Source organism: Novosphingobium mathurense (assembly GCF_900168325.1).
In the GTDB taxonomy this organism is placed as follows: domain Bacteria; phylum Pseudomonadota; class Alphaproteobacteria; order Sphingomonadales; family Sphingomonadaceae; genus Novosphingobium; species Novosphingobium mathurense.
In genome coordinates this window covers 855,676-879,425 of sequence record NZ_FVZE01000002.1, presented here as the reverse complement: position 1 = coordinate 879,425, position 23,750 = coordinate 855,676, and the positions used below count along the sequence as shown (strand labels likewise).

Here is a 23,750-nt window from a genome sequence, read left to right as displayed (position 1 = left end):
CGATCGCTCGAGGCAGCTCTCCATCCACCAGCGAAACGCTGAATTTATGGAATAAATGCATCCTGAACGCTCAGGATGGAGCAAGCGCACATGCAAGGGCGGCGCAGACATGACGTCTGCGCCGCCCTGCATTTTTTCGCTTGAGCCATGACAGCGCCCGTCCGGTCCCTGAAACGGGACCGGACAGGCATCGATCACGCAGCCTGCGGCGGAGCGAACTTGGTCAGGTCGATGCCCTGCACGGCGCTCTTGTACTCGTCCATGTTCGGCGTGCGGCCGAGGATCGAGGAAAGCACCACGAGCGGGGTCGAAGCGAGCAGCGATTCACCCTTCTTCTCGGCGGCATCTTCCACGACGCGGCCCTGGAACAGGCGGGTCGAGGTGGCCAGAACGGTGTCGCCCTTGGCGGCCTTTTCCTGGTTGCCCATGCACAGGTTGCAGCCCGGACGTTCCAGATAGAGGGTGTTCTCGTACTCGGTGCGGGCGGCGGTCTTCGGTGCGACGTCGTCGAACTCGAAGCCGGCGTACTTCTTGAGCACGTCCCAGTCGCCTTCGGCCTTCAGCTCGTCGACGATGTTGTAGGTCGGCGGAGCGACAACCAGCGGCGCCTTGAACTCCACCTTGCCCTCTGCTGCTTCGATGTTCTTGAGCATCTGCGCCAGGATCTTCATGTCGCCCTTGTGCACCATGCATGAGCCGACGAAGCCCAGGTCCACCTTCTTGGTGCCGCCGTAGTAGGAAACCGGGCGGATGGTGTCGTGGGTGTAGCGCTTGGACACGTCCGGGTTGTTTACGTCCGGGTCGGCGATCATCGGTTCGTCGATCTGGTCGAGATCCACGACGACTTCGGCGAAATACTTCGCGTTGGCGTCGGGGGCCAGAGCCGGCTTTTCGCCCGAACGGATTTCCGCGATGCGCGCGTCTGCCTTGTTGATCAGGCCCTGCAGGGTCTGGGCGGCGTTGTCCATGCCCTTGTCGATCATGATCTGGATGCGCGACTTGGCGATTTCCAGCGATTCGATCAGGGTCTCGTCCTGCGAGATGCAGATCGAGGCCTTGGCCTTCATTTCGGCCGTCCAGTCGGTGAAGGTGAAGGCCTGGTCGGCCAGCAGCGTGCCGATGTGGACTTCGATGATGCGGCCCTGGAAGACGTTCTCGCCGAACTGCTTGAGCATCTGCGCCTGGGTTGCATGGACCACGTCACGGAAGTCCATGTACGGGTGCATCTTGCCCTTGAAGGTCACCTTGACCGACTGCGGGATCGGCATGGTCGCCTCACCCGTGGCCAGCGCCAGTGCGACAGTGCCCGAGTCCGCGCCGAAGGCAACGCCCTTCGACATGCGGGTGTGGCTGTCGCCGCCGATGATGATCGCCCAGTCGTCCACGGTGATGTCGTTCAGCACCTTGTGGATGACGTCGGTCATCGAGTGATAGACGCCCTTGGGGTCGCGTGCGGTGATCAGGCCGAAGTTGTTCATGAAGGACATGAGCTTCGGGATGTTCGCCTGTGCCTTCTTGTCCCACACCGATGCGGTGTGGCAGCCCGACTGGTAGGCGCCGTCGACGATCGGCGAAATGACGGTGGCCGCCATCGCTTCCAGTTCCTGCGCGGTCATCAGGCCGGTGGTGTCCTGCGAACCGACGATGTTCACGCGCACGCGAACGTCCGATCCGGCATGCAGCACCTTGCCCGGCGTCACGCCCACGGCGTTGCGGTTGAAGATCTTCTCGACCGCGGTCAGGCCCTGGCCCTCAACCGAGATTTCCTTGTTCGGTGCAAAAACCGGGGTGGCCTCTACACCCAGCGTTTCGGCAGCAAAGGTCTGGAGCTTCTTGCCGAAGACGATGGCATAGGAGCTGCCCGCCTTCATGAATTCCATCTTCTGCGGGGTGAAGGAGCTTGCAACGTCGACCAGTTCGTTGCCGGCTTCGTCGCGCAGGACCTTGTCCTTGACGTCGATCTTGAGGACCGTGCCGGTCTCGACCGAGAACTTCTGTTCAAGGACGGGGTTTCCGTCGTTGTTGAGGATCGCCTTGCCGTCTTCGCCGACCTTCTTGACCCAATTCTTCAGGTTGATGCCGATGCCGCCGGTCACGTCGACGGTGGTCGCAAAGATCGGCGAGATGCCGTTGGTACCCGCGACGATCGGCGCGTAGTTCACGAAAGGAACATAGGGGCTGGACTGCTTGCCGGTCCACAGCGCCACGTTGTTCACGCCCGACATGCGCGACGAGCCCACGCCCATCGTGCCCTTCTCCGCGATCATCATCACGTGCGCGTCGGGGTGCTGCGCCTTGAGCGCAACGATCTGCTGCTGCGCTTCGGGCGAGATCATGCACTGGCCGTGCAGTTCGCGGTCCGAACGCGAGTGCGCCTGGTTGCCCGGCGAGAGCAGGTCGGTCGAGATATCGCCTTCACCGGCGATGAACGTGACGACCTTGATCTCGTCCTCGACGTCCGGAAGCTTGGTGAAGAACTCGGCCTTGGCGTAGCTCTCCAGCACGTCCCTGGCGATGGCGTTGCCGGCCTTGTAGGCATCGGCGAGACGAGCCATGTCGGCGTCGTAGAGGAAGACCTGAGTCTTCAGCACTTCGGCAGCCTGCGCGGCAACCGCGGCATCATCGCCCAGCGCGATGTCGAGCAGGACCTTGACCGAGGGACCGCCCTTCATGTGCGAGAGCAGTTCGAGCGCGAAGGCGACCGAGATTTCCGGGACGACGACTTCGCCCAGCACGATTTCCTTCAGGAATTCTGCCTTCACGGCAGCGGCGCTCGTGGTGCCGGGCAGCGTGTTGTAGATGAAGAACTCGAGAGCATCGGCGCGGTGTTCGCTGCCGGCATCCTTGATCAGGGTGATGATCTCTTCGATGAGCTTGCCATCGTCGATGGGCTTGGGCGCAAGGCCTTGCGTAGCTCTGCTGTCGATTTCGGTCAGATAATCCAAGTAGATGCTCATCGTAATCCCAAGCTCAAGAGTGAATGGAGCCAAAAAAGTGCCGTGATCCGGCCTAATTCGGTTGCCCGAGGGCATGCGCGGCTCCCGCTACGCCAACCGAAATCAACTGGCAAGGCATCACATTTCGGCCAAACCGACTTGGGACGAAGATGCATGATATATCGGCAGGAGGATGCAACTGCGTGGCTGGCCCCATTCACGATGGACCGGAAGGGCCTCCTGCCCCGGACCGTCAATCCATCTCGTCGACCGGAACGCGCATGCGCAGAGAAGTGGAACCCGGGTTGGAGACGATCTCCAGCGTACCGCCTCGCTCGGTCAGGCGTTCGCGGATCGAGCGCGGGAAAATCGGCTCGTTGCTTTCGCCAAAGCCGTGACCATTGTCCGTCACTTCGATCTCGATGCCTACCGCACGCATGCGGCACTTGATGGTCACTCGCGTGGCATCCCCGTGACGTACGCCATTCGAAACGGCCTCGCGCACGATCTGCTGGATCTCCAGCGAGAGCCATACGGGCACCGGCACGCGATAGTCGGACTCGATGATGTCGACCGTGATCTGCCAACGCAGGGCCAGAGCTTCGCTCGTCGCCTCGAGATCGTCGATCAGGTTGCGCACGCGCGCATCGGAGTCCGTCTCGCGCAATTGCTCGATCAGGCGACGGACATGGATATGCTCGGCTGCCAGCGCGTCCTTGATGGCGTCGATCTCCCCGGTGACCTCGGGATCCGCGCCCACCTTCGAACGCAGCGCGACCAGCAGGAACTTCGCACCGACCAAGGAATGCGCTACGCTGTCATGCAGGTCGCAGGCGACCGACTTGCGCAGCCGGCTCAGGGCGCGGTCGAGCGCGTTGACCGCGCTGACCTGCCAGGCCACGCCCTGCGCCACTTCCGACGCGATAGCGTGGGCAAGGTACAAGTGCCCCCATCCCAGCATAGGAATGCCGGTAAGGATAAGGCAGTTGACGCCGTCCTCGCCGCTGGTCGGGATACACAGGCCCCGCTCCACTCCCAACTCCTTGAGGAGTTGGAAGCCGGGTAGTGCAGAAGCCTTGCATGCGCTCAGCTTGCCCTCTGCCGAGACGATCGCGCGATTGCGGACGAGATCGAAGAGCATCGGCTCCAGCTGGCGCAGGCGATCGGCAGCGCCGAAGCTCAATTTCCTGGGCTGAAGCCGTTCCTCCAGAGAGGCCGGCGTGCAGGAATAGCAGCCGAGATTTTCGCGATCGATCCAGCACAGCACGGCATCGGAGGCAGCGGCAGCTTCCATTGCATAACCCATCGCCGATGCGGTGACGGGATAGCCGGGCCCCGGGGTCTCGCCAGCGAACCGGGGCAGGTTCGTCTTGATCATCTGGCCGCTCGCCCAGACGAGAACCAGCGAGCCGAGCGGAACGAACAGCCCCCATCGCACTACGCTCGCCCAGGCCACAGTCCCGCGAGGCACTTCGACAAGCAGGATGTCGCCGATCCATACCGCGTTGAGAAAAGCGGCAATGGCAAGGACGAGCGCAAGGCGCCAGCGCAGGACGCTGCTGAACAGGATATGCCCGATCAGGCACAGCGACAGGACGACCCACGTCACGCCTTCGTTCATGGGCGGGACCGTCAGCGCAAGGAAAGCCAGTCCATCCAGCCCGATGAACGCCTCGGACGCGATGAAGTCGAGATACCAGTCATTGAAGGCGATGAGCAGCGCGACAAACGCAAAGGCCGCATAACCCAGCGCGAAAACGTCGAAGTAGCCGCCCTGAAGGCCGAGCCCCGATGACTTGGTGAAGGCGAACAACAGCAACACGAATGCGCAGAACGCCCGGCTTACCGCGACGATGTGGTTGGAGTGCGCCCCGCAGGTCAATTCGGACAGGAAGTGCAACAGGCGCGTGCCGGCGCCGGATTGCAGACCTTCTCCAGGACCGATCGGCTGTTCCCCCGCCTTGTCGAAATCATGGACCACGCCGTTCACGCCGCCCACCTCCGAAGGTTACGAAACGGTTTGAAAGAGACAGACACGAAGTCATGCATAGCAAGGCTCACCGCTGGGCGTTGCACCGAAACTGGCGATATTGAGCCTGAGACCGCGAAAGCCATTCGAACGCCATCTTTCTTTGTGCGAGCCTGCGTACGGAACGGTAACTGAGGGGCATTCGCGCCCCGGCGGCCCAACTTTCGCAACCTTGAATACACCCCCGGGTACGAAGCAGGAACCTCAATAACCTGCCCCTGCAGGAGCCGTTTACTTCTATGCCTCGACCGGCAAGAATTAAGTATCTATCGATAGTTAGTCAAGTTCCCTAACCGGGGTAGCTGGCGCGGTACTTCAATGCCGATCCAGCGAGGAGGCGGACCGCACCTCGTCGTCCCGCCACGAGACGCTCCAGCAGCCAAGATGGCGACCAAATGGTCCGAGCTTGCAGCGAAAAGGCTATTCGCCGGCGTCTTTGAGGCTGTTCGCCAGCTCGGTCCGATTCGAAATGCCCAGCTTGGTATAGATGTTGTGAAGGTAGACCTTCACCGTGCCCTCGGTCGTACCCAGGCGCGCCGCGACTTCCCGATTCCGCAGACCACGGGCCACATGCTGGGCCACGTCCAGCTCTTTTGGAGTAAGGCCGGCAAGGCGGGACGAAGGACTGGCCGAACTGGCATGGGCGATCGCCTTGTCGATCAGATCGCCATCCAGGTACCGCATGCCATTCTTGACCGAGTCGATGGCCTTGAGCAGACAATGCTCGGCATCGTGCTTGAAGACGATCCCGTTCACCTGCGACCGGATCACCGACAACAGTTGCTCGTCGTTCATTTCCACGGTCAGGATGATCACCGGGCGCGTATCGCCCCGCCTGCGCAATTCCGAGAGCGTCGAGACGCCATCACGACAGGGCATGCGGACATCGAGCAAGACGATGTCAGGATTCTCACGCTCGATCGCTGCAAGCGTTTCGTCCCCGTCGCCGGTCATGGCGACGACTTCGTGCCCACCCATTCGGAGTACGGCTTCGACACCCAGTCGAAAAAAGGGATGATCGTCGGCAACTAAGATTCGCGACACGTTTTATGTTTCCCACCCGACGACTGCCTTTCGGCAGCTTGATGCCCCCAACCCAAAGGTAACGCCCGATCATTACCTAGCGTCGGATTTTGCAAGGGCGCGTGGACAAGGTCAATAAAATAGCACCCCTGGATCACCCGATTTTCACAATCGATTCCAGGTCCGCCACCCACCGTGAATCCGGTACTCAGATAGTATGACTTGCGCAGGGGCATGGCAGGTCCGCGCATTAACTTGCGTTAGAAGTATTGACTAACGGCCTATATCTTTAGATATTAAACGCGTCTTTCAGCATAATGACCGATCATGGATAACGGCTCAGGACGCGGAGTTGTCAGATGACAGTGATGGCCAATATCAATCTGCGCAGCCGGACGGGCTACCTGCACGGGCAACCCACGCGCAAGCTCAGCCTTGAGGGAGCCGCCGCCAGCTTCAAGGGACAACGGGAATCCGTGTCCGTTACCAATCTGTCGAAGGCAGGCATGTTGCTCGAGACATCGGCTCCGCTCTCGGTGGGCGAACCGTTGATGATCCTCTTCCCCGAAGGAGAGACGTGCAACGCCAGCATCGTCTGGGCCGCCGACACGATTTTCGCCTGCGAATTCGAAAAGGCCCTGTCGATCGCCACGATCCGGAAGGTGCAGCTGCAGAGTCCGCCGGAACCGCGCGCCGAGGAAGAGGCCGCGACCTCCGAAACCCTGGGCGCCCGCATCAAGCGACTGCGCCGCGAACGGGGCTTCGGCGTAGACCATTTCGCCAGCTACATAGGCGTGAGCCGGCCTACCCTGTGGAAGTGGGAGAAAGGCACAGTCTCGCCCCGGCAGAACATGGTCCAGACGATCGCAAAGGCGCTAGGCGTGCCGGAAAAGGAACTGCTCTACGGTAGCCGTCCCGAAGTGGTGCGCCACGACGCCAGCCAGCTTGCGGCCTTCGATGTTTCGAGTTCGGTCATTGCCAGCAAGAAGGTGGAGATCGCAAAGCTCATCGGCGTCGATCCCAATCGCGTGCGCATCCTGATCGAGACCTGATCCCGAAGCCCCTTCTCAGGCCGCTTCAACGCTGGGCCCGATAGCGCCAAGAGGTGTCTTTCGCACCCTATCGCCCGGTGCTTTCCCGGATTACCAGCTTGCCCGGCACCGGGCTCGTGTCGATGGCATCGCCAGAAGATACCCCGATGAAATTCGAGACGAGCCGCCTGGCAATGGCCGGCATGTCCTGCTCGACAGTCGTGATCGACGGATTGGTGAGACGCGTCGCATAGATACCGTCGAAGCCGCACAAAGCCACTTGCCCGGGCACGCTCAGCCCACGTTCGTGCAGAGCCCGCAATGCCCCGATCGCCATGAGGTCGCACGTCGCGAAAATGCCGTCGAGTTGCGTGCCTTCATCGAGCACCTGATGCATCAGCTTGAGGCCCTGCTCCAACCGATCCGTCGGAACGTCCGAATAGCGCACCGTTTCCTTCATGCCGCGGCGGCTCATGACCGACCGGTAGCCCTCGACACGATCGGCAAACTGCCGCTGGTCGCCCGGCCTTGGCGAGAGACAGGCTATTGCCCGACAGCCAATGTCGACGAGATGCTCGACCGCGCCAGCCGCCGCGTCGACATTGGCCGCTGATATAGCCGAGAGACGCTGCGAAGCGATGCCCCACCCCACTACCGGCACCCCATCTTCGGCCAGCGCGCGGAAGCGGTCCCAGCAAACCTTGTCCCGGCCGCTGCCGATGACGATGTAGCCATCGGCCAGCCCTCGCATGACAAGGCCGACATCGCCCATCTTCTCGCTCATCAGCGACGTGAGGACAGCGTAACCTTCCGCATTGGCTGCCACCGAAATGTGCCCCTGCAAGGTGGTGTAGAAGGGATTGAGCGAGCCGATGCCCTCATGATCGTCATAGAGCACGACAAGAGCGATCGTGCGCGTCGTGCTGCGCCGAAGATTGGAAGCGGTGGCATTGGCGATGTAGCCCAGCTTGCGCGCCGCTTCCTCGACACGCACACGTATATCCGGCCTGACCGAAGTCTTGCCGTTGAGAACGCGCGATACCGTCGACTGCGACACGCCCGCCAGACCTGCAACATCATATGCCGTGACGCGGCCCGAATTCACGCCTTCCCCTCCTGCACGACCCAACCGGAACAGCGTCCGTCCGGTCAGACCCTCTATCGGCACAAGCCCATAGCAGCGCAAGCCCGGTGTAGGAACGCCCGAGATCGGCGATGCTTCCGGACGGCCAGCCGCACGAGCGCGACCCTGCGGGACCGCATGGAGGAGAGCGTCACAGCGTCCTGATCAGATCATGCTGCGGGCCGCTTCGCGCGCCTCCTTGTACCGAGCGCGTCGCCCCTCCTCGATCTTGAGCCGGGCATCCAGCCCCGGGTCTGCCGGATAGGCACGAAACGCATCGATCACTTCTGCAAAGACCTCGGCAAGTTCCTCGCGGAATTCCGGGTGAGAGAAGATATAGAAGCGGTTCTCCTTCACCGCATCGATCGTGCGCCGCGCGATCACTTCAGGCTCCATGCCGGCTTCGTGCACTTGCTCGAGCTGGTTTACGAATGCCTTGTTAACGTCCTTCGCCCCGGCCCTGAGCGTCGCGGGCCGAATTTCATCGCTGGCGTAGATATGCGTCTTCACCAGGCCAGGGCAGAGCATCGAGACACCGATCCCATGCGGGGCAAGACTATATCGCAGCGATTCACTCAGCCCACGCACTGCAAACTTCGTCGTGTTATAGATGCCGGGCGTACCGCCGCACAGGAAGGCTGCCATGGATGCCGTATTGCAGATGTGGCCGCCCTGCCCTCGCTCCTTCATGCGCGGCGCGAAAGTAGCCACGCCATTGATCACACCGTGCAGGTTGACGCCAAGCAGCCAGTCCCAATCGTCGTAGGAAGATTCGTCGATCGACTGGAAGAGATTTACGCCGGCATTGTTGAACAGCAGGCTGACCGGCCCCAGTTCGCGCTCCACCTTTTCGGCGGCTTCGGCAAAGCCCTCCCGCGAGGAAACGTCGAGCTGCACACCCATCACTTCCTGATTTTCGAGGAGCTTCAATGCCTGCTCCAAGGCATCCTCGCGTATGTCTGCAATGGCGACCTTGCAGCCCTCGGCCAGAAGCGCGCGCGCAAGCCCCAGTCCGACACCGTTCGCCCCGCCGGTTACGAAGGCCGTTCTTCCCGAAATATCCTGCATTGGCATTTCCTCAGGCCGCGCTGATTTCGGAGAGTTGATCGGCACGCAGCGCGTTCTGGCGCCCGATTTCATCAGCGATGGCCGGATTTCGGAAGAGAATTGCGAAGGTACGCTTATATTCTTCGCTCTCCGGAAGGTGGGTCTGAACCGCAGCGGTGGTCGCCTCACCCCGTTCACGCACGCCGTCCAGGAACTCACTGTGCGTGAGGATGTAGAGTTCATCGTTCATGATGCCGCGCAGTACACGCTGCCCCACCTCTTCCTTCGTCTGGTAAAGGTGGAAGAACTGGTCACCCGACTGCCGGCGCTTGTCCGCCTCGGCATAGCCGGTTGCACTCAGTTCCTCCGGCCGGGTCTTGCCCGCCTCGGCGATATTCGACTGAACGGCCCCCGGACAGAAGGCCGAGCAGATCACGCCGCGCGCTTCCAGTTCCGGACGCATGCATTCCATCATGGAAACGACCGCGGCCTTGCCGGATGAATAGATCGTCGTGCCTGCCGCCGGCACCAAGGCCGACATCGAAGCCGTGTTGACGATGTGCCCGCCTTCGCCATGTGCCAGAATTCTTGGCAAAATTGTGACAATCCCGTTGATTGTCCCACCGACATTGACGCCCATCACCCAGTCCCAATCGGCATAGGTCGCAAGGTCGGTGGGTCCGACAACCGCAACGCCTGCATTGTTGCACAGCAAGTGGATCTTGCCGAACTTCGCCTCCGCGCGGTCCGCAGCCGCGGCAAAGGCCTCGCGGTCGGTCACGTCCAGCCTGATCGCAAGAACCCGTTCGCCACCACCCAGTTCGGCAACCGCCTCGTCGAGATGATCCTGACGGATATCGGCAATCGTCAGGTTCATGCCTGCGCCGAGCAAGGCCTTGGCAATGCCAAGGCCAATGCCGCTGGCACCGCCTGTCACGAATGCGGTCTTGCCCTGAAGATCCTGCATGATTTGCGTCCTCTCTGAATGTCTTTCCTGCGTCGAAACGAATCTCCCCCCTTTTGTTCACCAACCAAAGTTAGTATGCAAGACAAACATTCACGATTGATCCCGTGCCCAAGAAGGCATTTGTAGGACGAATGGGAGAAACCATGGCCGCAGCAACTGCCAATGTCGCGACGCTGGAACAGTCACCGCAGATTGCAGCACCGGGCGCTGCAGACACGCCGGAATGGCCAAGTTCGGCTTCAGCCTATTGGGCCCTGACAGTCATCATACTCGCGACCTTCATGACCTTCTTCGATCAGGTCGTGTTCGGAATGCTGGCTGAACGAATAAAGATCGATTTCGGACTGAGCGATTCGCAACTCGGCTTCCTCGCAGGGCCAGCCAGCATCATCTGCTATCTCTTCGTCGGCATTCCACTCGCGCGCCTGGCAGACATCTGGCCGCGCAAGTACGTGCTCGCCGGGGGTGTTTCCGTCATTGGCTTCGTCACCTTTCTTGGCGGGATCGCCCAGACCTTCACGCAGTTCGTAGGGACCCGCGTATTCCTCGCGGCGGGTGGCTCTGCCCATGCCCCCTCGTCCTATTCGCTCATCGCCGACATGTTCCCCCCTGCGAAGATCACACGCGCTTTCGCGATCCTGCAATTCGGCTTCATCGGCGGAACGACTCTGGGGCCACTGGTTGGGGGACAGCTCATTGCGCTCACCGCGCCCTGGGCTCCGACCGAAATCGGACCGTTCCAGATCCTCGGCTGGCAATGGATCCTGATCTGGACCGGGCTGCCCGCCTTCCTTGTCGCCCTGCTCTTCCTTACCGTACGCGAACCGCGCCGCCGACTGCCCACTGGCGAAGTTCCCGCCGTGAACGGGGATACGAGTCTTGCGCGGCGAGTGCTGACTTTCACCGGCCTCGATGCGGCCAGGGCCATTCGCGCCAACCGCAAGGTCTATTACCCGATGTTTCTCGGCCTTGCCCTCAGCGCCCTCGAAAGCACCGGGTTCGCATTCTGGCGCGTGCCCTTCCTGATGCGCACATACGGCTGGACCGAAGCCGAGATTGGCGCCGCGACATCGGCCTCGATGCTCGCAGCGTCGCTTCTCGGCCTGCTGCTCGGCGGCACCCTCGTCGAATGGCTCGCCAAGCGGCACAAGGATGCGAACGTGCGCGCGGCCTTCATCTGCTTCGTTGCCGTCACGATCTGCGCGATCCTTGCGCCGCTCATGCCTTCCGCCGTGCTCGCCATTCTCGTCATGTCGGTCGGCGTGATGTTCGGCATAGGTGGAGCGGTGCCGCAGAACGCGGCAATCCAGCGCGTCGCCCCAAGCGCAATGCGGGGTCAGGTGACCGCCATCTACCTGTTCATGTTCACGTTCTTCGGGGCGATGGGCAGCTTCGCGATTGGCCTCGTTGCGCAATACGTCGTTGTCGATCCGGCCAGGCTCTGGCTGGCGCTGGAGATCACGGCGGCACTGCTGATGCCGCTCGCAACCCTGTGCATCTACCGCGCCATTCGCCCCTATCGCGAAGAAATCGAGCGCCTTGAGGCAGCGGGAAACTGATGTCCGGCCGGCACCCATAACAGCAAGGAGAAAACTGAAATGGCAGACGACGAGCGCATTGGCGCCCTCGAGGCGCAAGTCGCGAACCTCGCACAGCGTCTTACCCAACGCGAAGATGAACTGGACGTGCGCAAGCTGCAGCACCTCTACGGCTACCTGATCGACAAATGCATGTACAACGAGGTCATCGACCTTTTCACGGACGACGGCGAAGTTCGCTTCTTCGGCGGCCTCTGGAAGGGCAAGGAAGGCGTGCACCGTCTCTACGTCGAACGGTTCCAGAAGCGCTTCACCCACGGCAACAACGGTCCGATCGACGGCTTTCTGCTCGATCATCCGCAATTGCAGGATATCGTCACGATCGATCCCGATGGCGTTACGGCCCATGCCCGGGCCCGCTCGATGATGCAGGCCGGTCGCCATCGCGATTTCGTCGACACTTCCAATCCGCTCACGGCAAGCGTGCGGCAATGGTGGGAAGGCGGCATTTACGAGAACACCTATCGCAAGGTGGACGGCGTGTGGCGCATCCATGTGCTCAACTACTTCCCGCACTGGCATGCCGATTTCGACAAGGGCTGGGCTTTCACGAAAGCCGAATATGTACCCTTCCCCAAGGAACTTTATCCGAAGGACCCAAGCGGCCCCGACGCCCTGATCGAAGACCACTGGCTCTGGCCTACCCACAAGCTCCTGCCCTTCCACATGCCTCACCCGATCACCGGCAAGCCGATGGTCGCGCAGCGCTGGCAAGGTGACATCGATCGCGAACACGCGCGCAAGGAAGGCTTCCCCGCCACATAATCCCAGCCATCCCCATCGGCAGACCTGTCGCCGCACGCGCCTGCGCGGCGCTAGGTTTGCCATCGCCACGATCCAGGTGAGGCATGATCCAGTACCCCAAGCTTTCCATGATCATCGACGGCGAGCGCATATCCGGCGAAGGGCGACGCACCCACGCCGTGCTCAATCCGGCCACCGGCGAAAGGCTGGCTGAACTGCCGCTCGCCAGTGCTGAGGATCTTGACCGCGCCCTCGATGTCGCCGCATCCGGCTTCCGGCTCTGGCGCAAGTCATCGCCGCAGGAACGCGCCGCGGTGCTGCAGGGCGCGGCGCGACTGATGCGCGAACGATGCGAGGACATCGCGCAGGTCGCCGTGCTCGAACAAGGCAAGACGCTCGCCGAAGCGCGCATCGAAGTAGCAATGAACATCGGCCTGTTCGAATTCTATGCTGGCGAAACCTTTCGCATCTATGGGCGGACCCTCGTGCGGCCCGAGGGGATGCGATCGACCGTCCAGTATGAACCGGTCGGCCCCCTCGCAGCCTTCGCGCCCTGGAACTTCCCGATCGGCAATCCCGGCAGGAAGCTCGGGGCACCGATAGCCGCAGGCTGCTCGGTCATTCTCAAGGCGGCGGAAGAAACGCCCGCGTCAGCTCTGGCTGTCCTGCAGTGCCTGTTGGATGCAGGCTTGCCACCCTCTGTGGCGCAGGCCGTATTCGGCGTACCGGATGAAGTCAGCCGGCACCTGCTGGCAAGCCCGGTGATCCGCAAGCTCTCCTTCACCGGATCGACTGCGGTGGGCCGCCACCTCGGCGCCCTTGCCGCGGCGGGCCTGCAGCGCACGACAATGGAGCTGGGGGGCCACGGCCCCGTGCTGGTCTTCGAAGATGCCGACCTCGACCGCGCGCTCGATACGCTTGTCGCGCAGAAGTATCGCAATGCCGGACAGGTGTGCGTTTCGCCGACGCGCTTCATAGTCGAAGACGGCATCTTCGAGGCCTTCTGCGACGGTTTTGCCGAACGGGCGAAGGCGCTCAAGGTCGGGGATGGCCTCGCCCCTGCAAGCCAGGTTGGGCCGCTCGCCAATGCCCGCAGGGTGGAAGCGATCGATACGCTTGTGAAGGAAGCGCTCGAAGCGGGAGCCCGGCTGGAGACCGGCGGCGAACGCCTTGGAAACCGCGGCTTCTTCTACGCGCCAACTGTCCTTCGCGACGTTCCGACGGCGGCGCGGGTCATGAATGACGAACCTTTCGGGCCGGTCGCCCTGATCAACCGCTACGCTAACGAGGAAGCCATGATCGCGGAGGGCAATCGCCTGCCCTACGGCCTCGCCGCTTATGCGTGGACGCAGGACAGTGCTCGCCAGAAGCGGCTCGCCGCACAGCTTGAAGCCGGGATGCTCGGGATCAACACCGCCATGATCGGCGGTGCAGATGCGCCCTTTGGCGGGGTCAAATGGTCCGGTCATGGCCATGAAGATGGACCGGAAGGGCTCATGGCCTGCCTGATTGCAAAAGCCGTCCACGAAGGCTGAAGGGAATTCGCAAGATGTCAGATATCGCGACAACCGCCGATCTGCAGACCGGCGGCGGGCAAGGCTACTTGCGCATCGCTACCGAGGAAGCCTTCGCCACGCGGGACCAGATCGAGGTGTATCTGCGAATGGTACGCGACGGTACCGCGGACCTCGGCATGACCTCGCTGTGGGGATTTTATGCGCAGAGCCCGAGCGAACGGGCAACGCAGATCATCGAACGCCTGCTGGACCTTGGCGATCAACGCCTCGCCGACATGGACGCGGCCGGGATCGACAAGGCGGTGCTGGCGCTGACCTCTCCCGGCGTGCAGCCGCTTCACGCCCTGGAAGAGGCACGGCGCATCGCCGGCAACGCGAACGACTGTCTGGCCGAGCGCTGCGCAGCCCACCCCGACCGCTTTATCGGCATGACCGCCGTCGCACCGCAGGATCCACAGTGGTCAGCACACGAAATCCTGCGGGGCGCAACGCAGCTCGGCTTCAAGGGCGTCCAGATCAACAGTCACACGCAAGGCCGGTATCTGGACGAGCCGTACTTCGACCCGATCTTCCGGGCGCTGAGCGAAGTGGGCCAACCGCTATACATCCATCCCGGCACGCCGCCCGATTCCATGATCGCCCCTCTACTGGACGCCGGCCTCGACGGCGCGATCTACGGCTTCGGAGTCGAAACGGGCATGCATCTGCTGCGCCTCATCACCGCCGGCATCTTCGATCGCTACCCGGACCTTCAGATCGTGGTCGGCCATATGGGCGAGGCCCTGCCCTACTGGCTCTACCGCCTCGACTACATGCATCAGGCCGGCATCCGTTCGCAGCGATACGAACGCATGCGTCCGTTGCAAAAGACGATCGCCGGGTATTTCCGCAGTAACGTCCTCGTGACCTGCAGCGGCATGGCCTGGGAACCTGCCATTCAATTCGCCCGGCAGGTGATGGGCGAGGATCGGGTGATGTACGCCATGGACTATCCCTACCAGTACGAAGCCGATGAAGTGCGCGCTCTCGATGCGATGAACCTCTCACCGCAGAGCAAGCGCAAGTTCTTCCAGACCAATGCAGAACGGTGGTTCAACCTGTGAAGGCGGACGTCAGGAACGCCTCCGGGCCGGATCGCACTTTCGAAGCGCCACGCCAAATCGCCCGGGGCGGATGGTACGCGCTGGCGCTGATCTCACTCACCAATGCGCTGAGTCTGCTCGATCGGCAGATCCTCGCCATTCTCGCGCCGGCGATCAAGGAGGACCTGAAGATCGGCGATGCCGAGATGGGCCTGTTGTTCGGAACGGTTTTCGCCTTGTTCTATGCCCTGTTCTCGCTGCCGGTCGGACGCCTGGCAGACGGCTGGCTGCGGGGTCGCCTGCTGTCATTGAGCATCCTGTTGTGGTCGGCAGCCACAGCGGTGGCCGGCCTGACGTCCAGCTTTGCGATGCTCGCCGCATCGCGCCTGTGCGTCGGTATAGGCGAAGCGGCGACGCAGCCTGCGGGCACATCGCTGATCTACGACTATTGGCCGCGCCATCGTCGCGGTTTCGTCATGGCGGTCCTCGCTGCGGCCATCGCGCTGGGGCTTGGCGGATCGCTCGTCCTGGGCGGGGTCGCTGCACAGACCTGGGCCGATGCATTCCCGCCCGGCGAAGCCCCATTCAACTTGCGCGGCTGGCAGTTCGCCTTCCTCGTCGCGGCAACGCCGGGCTTCATCCTGGCCTGGTTTCTCTGGCGCCTGAAAGAACCGGAACGCGGTGCGATGGACGGTATCTCTTCCCCTACCGATCCGCATCCGTTCCTTTCCAGCCTTGCCCTGCTCGGTGCCGTCACGCCGGGACTGCACCTCCTCGCCATGAAGCGCCGCAAGGCTGGCCCCCGCAGCATTGCCCTGAACCTTGCCGTGATCTTCGCGCTGGTACTTGGCATGGCCTTCCTGTCCCGGATTGGCGCGGCACACTCGCCGCGCCCGCCGCTGGGCTTCGGCTCGTTCGCCGTCGATCCCCATGTCCTGCAATGGCTGGTCATCGGCATCGGCCTGCTGACCATCGTGAACCTGCTGCAAGGCATCAAGGCCAGCGACAGCCAGGCATTCCGCGTGCTCGCCGGCTCACCGACACTCATAATGGCAATCGCGGTCGGCACGCTGCAATCGGCGATCAACTACGGCTTGATGGCATTCAATCCGAGCTTCCTGATCCGCAGCTACGATCTCTCGCTTTCCGAAGCCGCCTTGCAGTTCGGCCTGCTTTCGGCCGCGACAGGAATAGTCGGTCCGCTGGTCTGGGGACCGTTGTCCGATCGTCTGCACCAGCGCTTTCCCAGCAGCGGCCGCGCCATGATCGCGCTCATATCGATGGGCGCGTCCCCGCTGCTTTCGCTTTGGGTTTACACGGCAGATGCGCCTTCCGACTTCTATTTGCGCTTCGTCTTCTACGGCCTGCTTTTGACCGGTTGGATGCCCCCGCTTTATGCGATCCTCTATGATCAGGTTCTCCCGCGCATGCGTGGTCTGACCGCCAGCCTGTATCTGCTGGTCATGACGATCCTTGGCATGGGCGTTGGGCCTTACGTCGTCGGATTGGTGTCGGATGCCACCGGCGACCTTCGCCTTGCATTGCTGTGCATCAACTTCGTGGCAGTGCCGATTGTCGTCCTGATGGTACTGATCGCCCGGCGCTCTGCCCGCGACGAAGGCAATCTCCTGAAGCGCGCCGGCCAGCCTGCCTGAAGGCCGGCGCGACTTCCCCTACCGTTTCTTCAGGCGGCAAGGCCGATGGCGTCGGCATCGGCCCAGTTGCCGTGAAGGCCGAAGCGCAGGCGGATCGGCACTTCGATGGTCGCCACCGGGCCCTTTCCGATCTCCAGCGCATCGAAGATCAACAAGTCGCTGCGTTGTTCTTCCAGACGATTGCAGACCTGCAGAATCCAGCCATCCCCTTCCGGGGCATCCGGAGAACGCGGCGCGAAACAGGGTTCCTGCAGGCTGCTGACGGGACCGCACCACCAGTGCTGCTCGCATCCTGTCTCCAGGTCTTTCAGGAACAGGCAGTTCATCAGCAACCCTCCTGCGCTTCCACCACGGATCTCGACAGGACGGCGCATGTCCATTTCCAGCATCCAGCCATAGCGGGTCCTGCGACCGGTGAATCGGTCATCGATGCGGGGGAACTCGGCCGCCGTGTCGGTAAGGCGTGTGATCGCCGAAAAGTCGGCACCGTTGGACGCCAAGTCGACCGTCCAGTCGGTCAGATAGCTCATGGCCTCCCGCCCGTTGAACGGCGCACCATGCACATCGGGGAAAAACGGGAACATGTTGTTCTTTGCCTCGGCGGTCAGGAAGTGGATCTGCGATCCCTCCTGCCAGGCATTGAGGACATGGCTGGCAAAGCAATTGTCCCTGCGAAACCAGCGTACCTGATCGCCGGTCACGCTCTCGCAGCGCGGCAGGACGCCGAGGTAGACGGGCATCGTCCTATCGAATCCGAAGTGCGGGAGCCCCTGCTCGAGCCGCTCCCAACTGCCGGTCGAGGGAACGATGTGGATGACGAGATAGTCCTCGGTGATCGCGAAGTCATGCATCATGCAGTAGTAGGGCGCCTTGAACCAGACTTCACGGACCAGCGTTCCGCCTCGATCGACTTCGTAGTAGGCCACGTCGTCGCTGCACAGGCCCGAAGCGGCATAGCCGATCGCCACCATGTTGCCGGTCTTCGGATCCACCTTGGGATGCGCGGTGAAAGTTTGCCCCCGCATCGCCCCTTCGAAAGTTTCGAAACCGATCGTCTCCATCGAAGCGGGATCCATCAGCAAGGCAGGACTGTCTTCCTTCATGGCCCAGAGCTTTCCCGCATAGATCCAGGCATTGGTATTCGCCGTCGACCGGTAGACACCCTTGACCGATTCATCGTCCGTAAGCGGATTGCGATAGGCGCCGAACAGACCGCGCCCTGCCTCTCTTTCACGCAGCCACTTGTCGGTTCTCGCCCAGCGCTGGCGCAGATCGCATTGCCCGTCGTGAATGTGGAAGCGGGTGATCATCCCGTCGCCATTGAACGCGATGTCATCACCCAGCCGGGGCGGGAACTGCGGGTCGGGCTGAACCCGAAAGAAGGCACCGTTGAGTTCGCCCGGGATCGTCCCCTTGTAGGCAAGATCCGCGATGTCGGCTTCGATGCGGGACGGGGTATTGAAGCCCGTGAAGTTCGGCGTCTCGGGAAAGTGGGACATGGCCTCTCCAGCTCAGATACTTTCGGTAAATTTTGTATGCACCACTAACATATTTATTCCAAGGCATCGCTTGACGATTCCCGAAAACGCAAGCAACAGGGGAAAATGAAGGATGCCGAAACATTCGCAGGACTGACAGCTGGCCGCACCCTGGACCACGTACTGGATCTCCATTTGCGCTTGGCGCAAAGCGCCACGCAGCGTCGCTTCTCGGAGATATTCAGCGATCTCGGAATCACGCAGACCCAGCTGACGGCAATGCTCCTGATTGCCGAAAACCCGGGCACCTCTCAGGCGGACATCGGTCGCACCCTACAGATGGACCGGGCAACGGTGATGGGCATCATCAACCGTCTCGAAGGCCGCGGGCTGATCGTGCGCGGGCAATCCGCGGAAGACCGACGTCGGCAGACACTCGACATCACCGAAGCCGGAGTGGCCATGCTGTCCGCGGCGCATGAACGCAGTGGTGAACTGGGCAGATGGCTGCGGGAGCGCTTTTCCGAAGCCGAATTCCACATGCTGGCAGCCCTCCTGAAACGCATCCACGAGGTCGACATCGGCGGAGTGTAAGCCTCAGTCGAAAAGCTGACCGAAATCCTCGAGCCTTTCTGCTCCCAGGCAGGCAAGGTCAGCCGCCGCCGCCGAATGGATCGGCAACTCTGCAAGGAAACAGGCCGCTGCAGATTTCATGCGCCGGGCGACGCCATCGTCACCTGCCCTGTGAAGAATGCGCAGGGCAATCCAGCCACTGGCGACCATCGCGCAGAGATCGAGATAGGCGACGGCGCCTGCATCGGCATCGCGTGGCGTATCGCGAAGGCCATCCATCTCCTGCGTCACCCGCTCCAGGCTGGCAATACTTCCGGCCAGCAGCCGGGACGGTTCATCATCGCACATGTCTGCCCGAACCATTGCCAAGAAGCGCGCAAGGCCCTCACCCTCCTCGCGCCAAATGCGGCGATGGACGAGATCGGTGGCCTGCATCCCGGTGGTACCTTCAAACACCGCAAAGACCCGCGCATCGCGCAGGCGCTGCTCGACCGGCCATTCGCGCGTATACCCTGCTCCGCCGAACACCTGCAGCGCCATGCTCGACACATCGAAGGCAAGTCGCGCCGCACCGTCCTTTACCAGCGGCAACAGGAACTGCGCGACAGAGGACCAGTGGGCCCGCGCCTCGGCATCCGGGGCGCAAGCGACAAGGTCCAGGGCAGCTGCACAGGCCAGCGAGACCCCTCGCGCGGTCTCGATGCGACCGGCCATCTGCAGCAGCATCCGCTGGACATCGACATGTTCGGCAATCGGCACGGGAGGCTCGTCGGGCCGCCCGCCCTGCCGCCTTTCCCGGGAATAGCGCAAGCCTGACTCGAACGCGCCGGTTGCAACCCCGATACCCTGGGGCCCGCAGGACAGGCGCATGCGCAGCATCATGTGGAACAGCGTCTGAAGGCCGCGCCCTTCCACGCCGATCAGATACCCGCGCGCATCCTCGAACCCCATGGCGCAAGTCGGCGATCCGTGAAGGCCCAGCTTTTCCTCGATGCGCCGAACGAAGACCCCGTTGCGAAGCCCATTCTCATCGCGATCGGGCACGAGGAAAAGGCTGAGGCCACGAACTCCGCTCTCGGAGCCTGAACGGGCCAGCATGAAATGCCCGATACGCGCAGTCAGGTCGTGATCGCCGAAGGATATCCAGCATTTCTCCCCGGTTATGCGCCAGCCTCCGCACCCGTCAGCCACCGCACGCGTGCGGATACGCCCGACGTCGGATCCTGCATCAGGCTCCGAAATACAGATCGTACCACCCCACTCGCCAGCGAGAAGGCGCGGCACCCATTCGCTTGCCAGCTCGTCAGGTCCAGCCTCGGCGAGAAGTTGCGCCGCCGTGCGATTGGGCGTCGCCAACATCGCGAAAGCAGGCGATGCGCGGTTGATCAGCTCCTCGCATGCGGTCTGCAGCACCAGCGGAAGGCCCATGCCGCCGCGTTCCTCGGGCAACGGCAGGCCGATCCATCCACCTTGCGCATAAGCCTGCCATGCCGCCAGATGCCCTTCGGCGGTGACGACCCTACCATCGACAAGCCTTGCGCCCTGCCGATCCATGACGCGATCGACCGGCGCAACCACCTCTTCGGAAAGCCGCCCGGCTTCTTCCACGATGGCGCGCCACGTATCCGCGTCACTCTCGCAACCGGCCATTTCCAGGGCATCGCGAAACGGCCCGATCTCAAGGTGTCGGCAAAGCGCGTCGATGTGTGACTGATATTCCAAGCTCGCTCTCCTATACCTGGAACCGCAGGCCGCAACGCCTCAATCGCGGGGACGAAACCGCATGGTTATGAGCGCAAACGCAGCGAACAGCGAGCCCATCGCGATAAGGGTGGAAACCCAGGGCAGGGAAAATCCCGCCTCGAACAGCACGCCGGCCAGGATTGGCGAGAGCGCCGCGCCGCCGCGACCGATACCGATTGCAAATCCCGTCCCTGTCGCCCGCACATGCGTCGGGAAACTCCGGGCGAAGATTACATAGAGGCCGGATACCGCGCTGTTGGTAAAGAGGCCAGAGACGAAGGCCAGCGCCGAAAGGCCAGCCAATGTCCGGACACCCGAAGCCCCGAACAGGGCGATCATGAGCGCCGATCCGAACAGCATGGCTATCGTGGCGCCCTTGAGCGGCAACTTCTGCACGGCGAACCCGAATATTCCGCCACCTATCGCCCCGCCAAGGTTCGCGGCAACCAGCACGCCAGCGGCCTCAGGCGCAGGGAAGCCAATGTCGACGACGATTTTCGGCGTCCACTTCAGGATGAAGTAAAAGCTGACGATATGGGCAAAATAGGCGAAGGTGACGAGAACGGTCGTCGCGAGGAGCCCGGGCCTGAAGATATCCGCAAGCGACGGCTTGTCCTTTCCGGACGGTTCGGGCGGCAAGGCTGATACCGGGCCATGCCCGAAGCGCGCCATGAGCCGGTTGATCCGCTCCAGCGTGTGGGGACCGCGGCGGACCAGCAGGTATTGCGCAGTTTCCGGAGCAAAGGCCCAGACAAGAGGAATGAAGCAGGCCGTCAGCAGGCTGCCGAACCAGAAGATGGCCCGCCAGTCGAACAGCACCAGTAATTCCGCCGAAATGAGACCGCCGATCACGGCACCCAGCGGATAGCCGATCACCATCAGACCCATGGCGATCGTGCGGCGCCGGGCATTGGCGAATTCCGCCGTCACGGCGTTGATCGAGGCAAGCATTCCGCCGATGCCGAGGCCGGTCAGGACACGCCAGATCGAAAGTTCGGCAATGCTGCCGGCCTGCGTCACCATCGCCATGCCCAGCGCCATCACGGCGAGGCAGCCCAGGATCGTACGCTGCCGTCCGACGCGATCCGCGACGCCTCCAAGGACAAGCGAACCGACCGCCATGCCGATCAGTTCCATCGACAGGACCGCACCCAGGGCGACCCTGTCGATACCCCATTCGGCAGCAATGCCCGGCGAAGCGAAGCTGATCGAAAGCACGTCGAACCCGTCCAGCGCGTTCAGGCCGACCATGATGGCCACGGCCACGATCTGCGCGCGTGACATGGGAGCATTATCGACAATGTCCCGTGGATCCTTCGCGTTCACCCAATTCCTCCCTTGGCGGGCGCAGCCGCCACAGGCAGGCACCACCCCGTTTAGTATCCTTGAGATACGAATACGTGTCTGCGAAAGGAATTCAATCGGTTTGGCGTGTGGCGAGCAAATTGCCGAAACGCGGGTGCGCAAAATGCATCGGGACGTCACGGCGATAGGGCGGGGTCGGACGATGCTCGCCGGAAGCAACCAGGGACCCATCTTTTCCCATCCCGAATATGCCCGGGATTTCCGCGAAATCTATGAGACGTCCCTCGCCGCCCTGCCCGAAGAGGATCCTCCGGCCGATCGCCTCGAGATCGAGCGCCTGCGCCGCGACGCCAATCGGGCGGCGGCGGCAGGTCGCACCGTTTCGATCAAGGAGCTGACCTGACTGCCGAAGGGCGGACACCGGACGGTCTCCGCCCTCCCGATCCCGTCAGGCGTTTTCGGGCTGGTATGCGCCGATGACCGACTTGATCTCGAGGAATTCCTCGATACCGAACTTGCCGAATTCCCGACCGTTGCCCGACTGCTTGTAGCCACCGAAGGGCATGTCGAAGACGAGACCGCCGGCGTTGACGAAAACGGCGCCCGCCCGCAGCTTGCCGACGATCTTGCTCGCCTTGGCGGGATCACCGGCAATGTAGGCGCCCAGACCGTAAGGCGTGTCGTTGGCGATGCGCACGGCGTCATCCTCATCCTCGTAAGGCATGATGGCCAGGACCGGACCGAAGATTTCCTCCTGGGCGATCGTCATGTCCGGGGTCACGTTCGAGAACACGGTCGGCTTGACGTAGAAGCCACGCTCCAGACCATCGGGACGCCCCAGACCGCCAGTTACCAGCGTCGCGCCCTCGTCGATGCCCTTCTGGATCAGACCCTGGATCTTGTCCCACTGCGCCTTGTTCACCACCGGGCCGATATGCGGGCCTTCCGTCATCGGATCGCCGACCGGCTTGGCGGCGAACATCTCACCCACCATCCTTGCCGCTTCATCATGCTGCGACTTGTGGACCAGCATGCGCGTAGGGGCGACGCAGCTTTGGCCCGAATTGATCAGCACACCGCCCACCCCTCCGGGCAGCGCGGCATCGAGGGGAGTTCCTTCGATGATGATGTTGGGCGACTTGCCTCCCAGTTCCTGCGACACGCGCTTGACGGTATCGGCGGCATTCTTGGCAACCATGATGCCGGCACGCGTGGAACCCGTGAAACTGATCATGTCGATGCCCGGATGCTTCGCAAGCGCGGTGCCGACACCGGGCCCGTCCCCCTGCACGAGGTTGAAGACACCGGCAGGAACGCCCGCCGCTTCCATGACTTCGGCAAAGATCGCGGCGGAAGTCGGCGCTTCCTCGCTGGGCTTGAGGATCATTGTGCAGCCCGCAGCAAGGCATGGGCCGACCTTGGCGACGATCTGGTTCATCGGCCAGTTCCAGGGAGTAATGAGGGCGACAACGCCGATGGGCTCGCGGACCACCGTGTTCTCGCCCAGGCTCTCGGAGAACGCAAAGTCCTTGAGAGCAGCCAAAGCCTGGCCAAGATGCGCCACACCCGATCCCGCCTGCGCGGTGGACGCCGTCGAGATCGGACAGCCCATCTCGACTGCAATCGCTTCTGCAATGTCGGGAATACGGGCCTTGTAAGCCTCGATCACCCTTTCAAGCAGGGCCATGCGTTCTTCACGGGTGGTTTGCCCGAAGCTTTCGAAAGCCCGCCGCGCCGCCGCCACAGCCCGGTCGACGTCAGCCGCCGTGCCCAGCACGATCTGCGAGCAGGTATCCTCGGTTGCGGGGCTCACGACGGGGTGCCCGACGCCGCCTTCGCTGTCGACCCAGCTGCCATCGATATAGTTCTGCAAGTAGCTCTTCATGAAAATGGTCCTGT

General features: G+C 62.4%; 18 protein-coding genes. 8 read left to right on the top strand and 10 right to left on the bottom strand.

Annotated features, from left to right (window positions below):
- Nucleotides 1–194: 194 nt before the first annotated feature.
- The 3 genes from B5483_RS10940 to B5483_RS10930 all read right to left on the bottom strand — a co-directional run bounded on the left by B5483_RS10940 (nt 195) and on the right by B5483_RS10930 (nt 6,009).
- Nucleotides 195–2,957, bottom strand: a complete 2,763-nt coding sequence (locus B5483_RS10940) for a bifunctional aconitate hydratase 2/2-methylisocitrate dehydratase (RefSeq protein ID WP_079730305.1) — start codon at nt 2,955–2,957, stop codon at nt 195–197.
- Between the two features lie 232 nt (nt 2,958–3,189).
- Nucleotides 3,190–4,926, bottom strand: a complete 1,737-nt coding sequence (locus tag B5483_RS10935) for a sensor histidine kinase (protein WP_245828970.1) — start codon at nt 4,924–4,926, stop codon at nt 3,190–3,192.
- Nucleotides 4,927–5,385: 459 nt separating this feature from the next.
- A complete protein-coding gene (locus B5483_RS10930; RefSeq protein ID WP_054947741.1) occupies nt 5,386–6,009 on the bottom strand; it encodes a response regulator transcription factor in 624 nt (207 codons plus the stop codon).
- A gap of 338 nt (nt 6,010–6,347) precedes the next feature.
- Between B5483_RS10930 and B5483_RS10925 the strand changes: the two genes are divergently transcribed.
- Nucleotides 6,348–7,040, top strand: coding sequence for a helix-turn-helix domain-containing protein (locus B5483_RS10925; protein ID WP_245828964.1), 693 nt, complete (start codon nt 6,348–6,350; stop codon nt 7,038–7,040).
- Between the two features lie 67 nt (nt 7,041–7,107).
- Here the strand turns inward: B5483_RS10925 and B5483_RS10920 are convergent, their stop codons facing one another.
- The 3 genes from B5483_RS10920 to B5483_RS10910 form a co-directional block, all read right to left on the bottom strand.
- Nucleotides 7,108–8,124 carry a LacI family DNA-binding transcriptional regulator gene (locus tag B5483_RS10920; RefSeq protein ID WP_231634773.1) on the bottom strand — a complete coding sequence of 339 codons (1,017 nt, stop codon included), beginning with the start codon at nt 8,122–8,124 and terminating at the stop codon, nt 7,108–7,110.
- Between the two features lie 183 nt (nt 8,125–8,307).
- Nucleotides 8,308–9,210, bottom strand: a complete 903-nt coding sequence (locus tag B5483_RS10915) for an SDR family NAD(P)-dependent oxidoreductase (protein ID WP_079730303.1) — start codon at nt 9,208–9,210, stop codon at nt 8,308–8,310.
- Between the two features lie 10 nt (nt 9,211–9,220).
- Complete coding sequence (locus B5483_RS10910; RefSeq protein ID WP_079730302.1) at nt 9,221–10,156, bottom strand: SDR family NAD(P)-dependent oxidoreductase; 936 nt, start codon at nt 10,154–10,156, stop codon at nt 9,221–9,223.
- Nucleotides 10,157–10,299: 143 nt separating this feature from the next.
- Here B5483_RS10910 and B5483_RS10905 point away from each other — a divergent pair, with 143 nt between their 5' ends.
- From B5483_RS10905 to B5483_RS10885, 5 genes are all read left to right on the top strand, one after another.
- Nucleotides 10,300–11,715, top strand: coding sequence for an MFS transporter (locus B5483_RS10905; RefSeq protein ID WP_079730394.1), 1,416 nt, complete (start codon nt 10,300–10,302; stop codon nt 11,713–11,715).
- A 39-nt stretch (nt 11,716–11,754) separates the two neighbouring features.
- The gene (locus B5483_RS10900) at nt 11,755–12,519 is read left to right on the top strand and encodes a nuclear transport factor 2 family protein (protein ID WP_079730301.1); all 765 of its coding nucleotides are present in this window, start codon (nt 11,755–11,757) and stop codon (nt 12,517–12,519) included.
- 83 nt (nt 12,520–12,602) lie between these two features.
- A complete protein-coding gene (locus B5483_RS10895; RefSeq protein WP_176168000.1) occupies nt 12,603–14,033 on the top strand; it encodes an NAD-dependent succinate-semialdehyde dehydrogenase in 1,431 nt (476 codons plus the stop codon).
- A 14-nt stretch (nt 14,034–14,047) separates the two neighbouring features.
- Complete coding sequence (locus B5483_RS10890) at nt 14,048–15,118, top strand: amidohydrolase family protein (RefSeq protein WP_079730300.1); 1,071 nt, start codon at nt 14,048–14,050, stop codon at nt 15,116–15,118.
- Complete coding sequence (locus B5483_RS10885) at nt 15,103–16,752, top strand: MFS transporter (protein ID WP_245828961.1); 1,650 nt, start codon at nt 15,103–15,105, stop codon at nt 16,750–16,752. Before B5483_RS10890 ends, B5483_RS10885 begins: the two co-directional genes overlap by 16 nt.
- A gap of 29 nt (nt 16,753–16,781) precedes the next feature.
- Here the strand turns inward: B5483_RS10885 and B5483_RS10880 are convergent, their stop codons facing one another.
- Nucleotides 16,782–18,251 carry a lignostilbene-alpha,beta-dioxygenase gene (locus tag B5483_RS10880; RefSeq protein WP_079730298.1) on the bottom strand — a complete coding sequence of 490 codons (1,470 nt, stop codon included), beginning with the start codon at nt 18,249–18,251 and terminating at the stop codon, nt 16,782–16,784.
- A 105-nt stretch (nt 18,252–18,356) separates the two neighbouring features.
- Here B5483_RS10880 and B5483_RS10875 point away from each other — a divergent pair, with 105 nt between their 5' ends.
- Nucleotides 18,357–18,824: a MarR family winged helix-turn-helix transcriptional regulator gene (locus B5483_RS10875; RefSeq protein ID WP_054947733.1), complete on the top strand. Its 468-nt coding sequence runs from the start codon at nt 18,357–18,359 to the stop codon at nt 18,822–18,824.
- Nucleotides 18,825–18,827: 3 nt separating this feature from the next.
- Here the strand turns inward: B5483_RS10875 and B5483_RS10870 are convergent, their stop codons facing one another.
- Together B5483_RS10870 and B5483_RS10865 are read right to left on the bottom strand one after the other, a co-directional pair.
- Nucleotides 18,828–20,525 (bottom strand): acyl-CoA dehydrogenase family protein, encoded by a 1,698-nt coding sequence (locus B5483_RS10870; RefSeq protein WP_079730297.1) that lies wholly within the window; start codon nt 20,523–20,525, stop codon nt 18,828–18,830.
- A 39-nt stretch (nt 20,526–20,564) separates the two neighbouring features.
- Nucleotides 20,565–21,830, bottom strand: a complete 1,266-nt coding sequence (locus B5483_RS10865) for an MFS transporter (protein ID WP_079730296.1) — start codon at nt 21,828–21,830, stop codon at nt 20,565–20,567.
- A 223-nt stretch (nt 21,831–22,053) separates the two neighbouring features.
- Between B5483_RS10865 and B5483_RS10860 the strand changes: the two genes are divergently transcribed.
- On the top strand, nt 22,054–22,254 hold the full coding sequence (locus B5483_RS10860; protein WP_079730295.1) for a hypothetical protein: 201 nt from the start codon (nt 22,054–22,056) through the stop codon (nt 22,252–22,254).
- 45 nt (nt 22,255–22,299) lie between these two features.
- Here B5483_RS10860 and B5483_RS10855 read toward each other — a convergent pair whose 3' ends face one another.
- On the bottom strand, nt 22,300–23,736 hold the full coding sequence (locus tag B5483_RS10855) for an aldehyde dehydrogenase family protein (RefSeq protein WP_079730392.1): 1,437 nt from the start codon (nt 23,734–23,736) through the stop codon (nt 22,300–22,302).
- Nucleotides 23,737–23,750 lie beyond the last annotated feature (14 nt).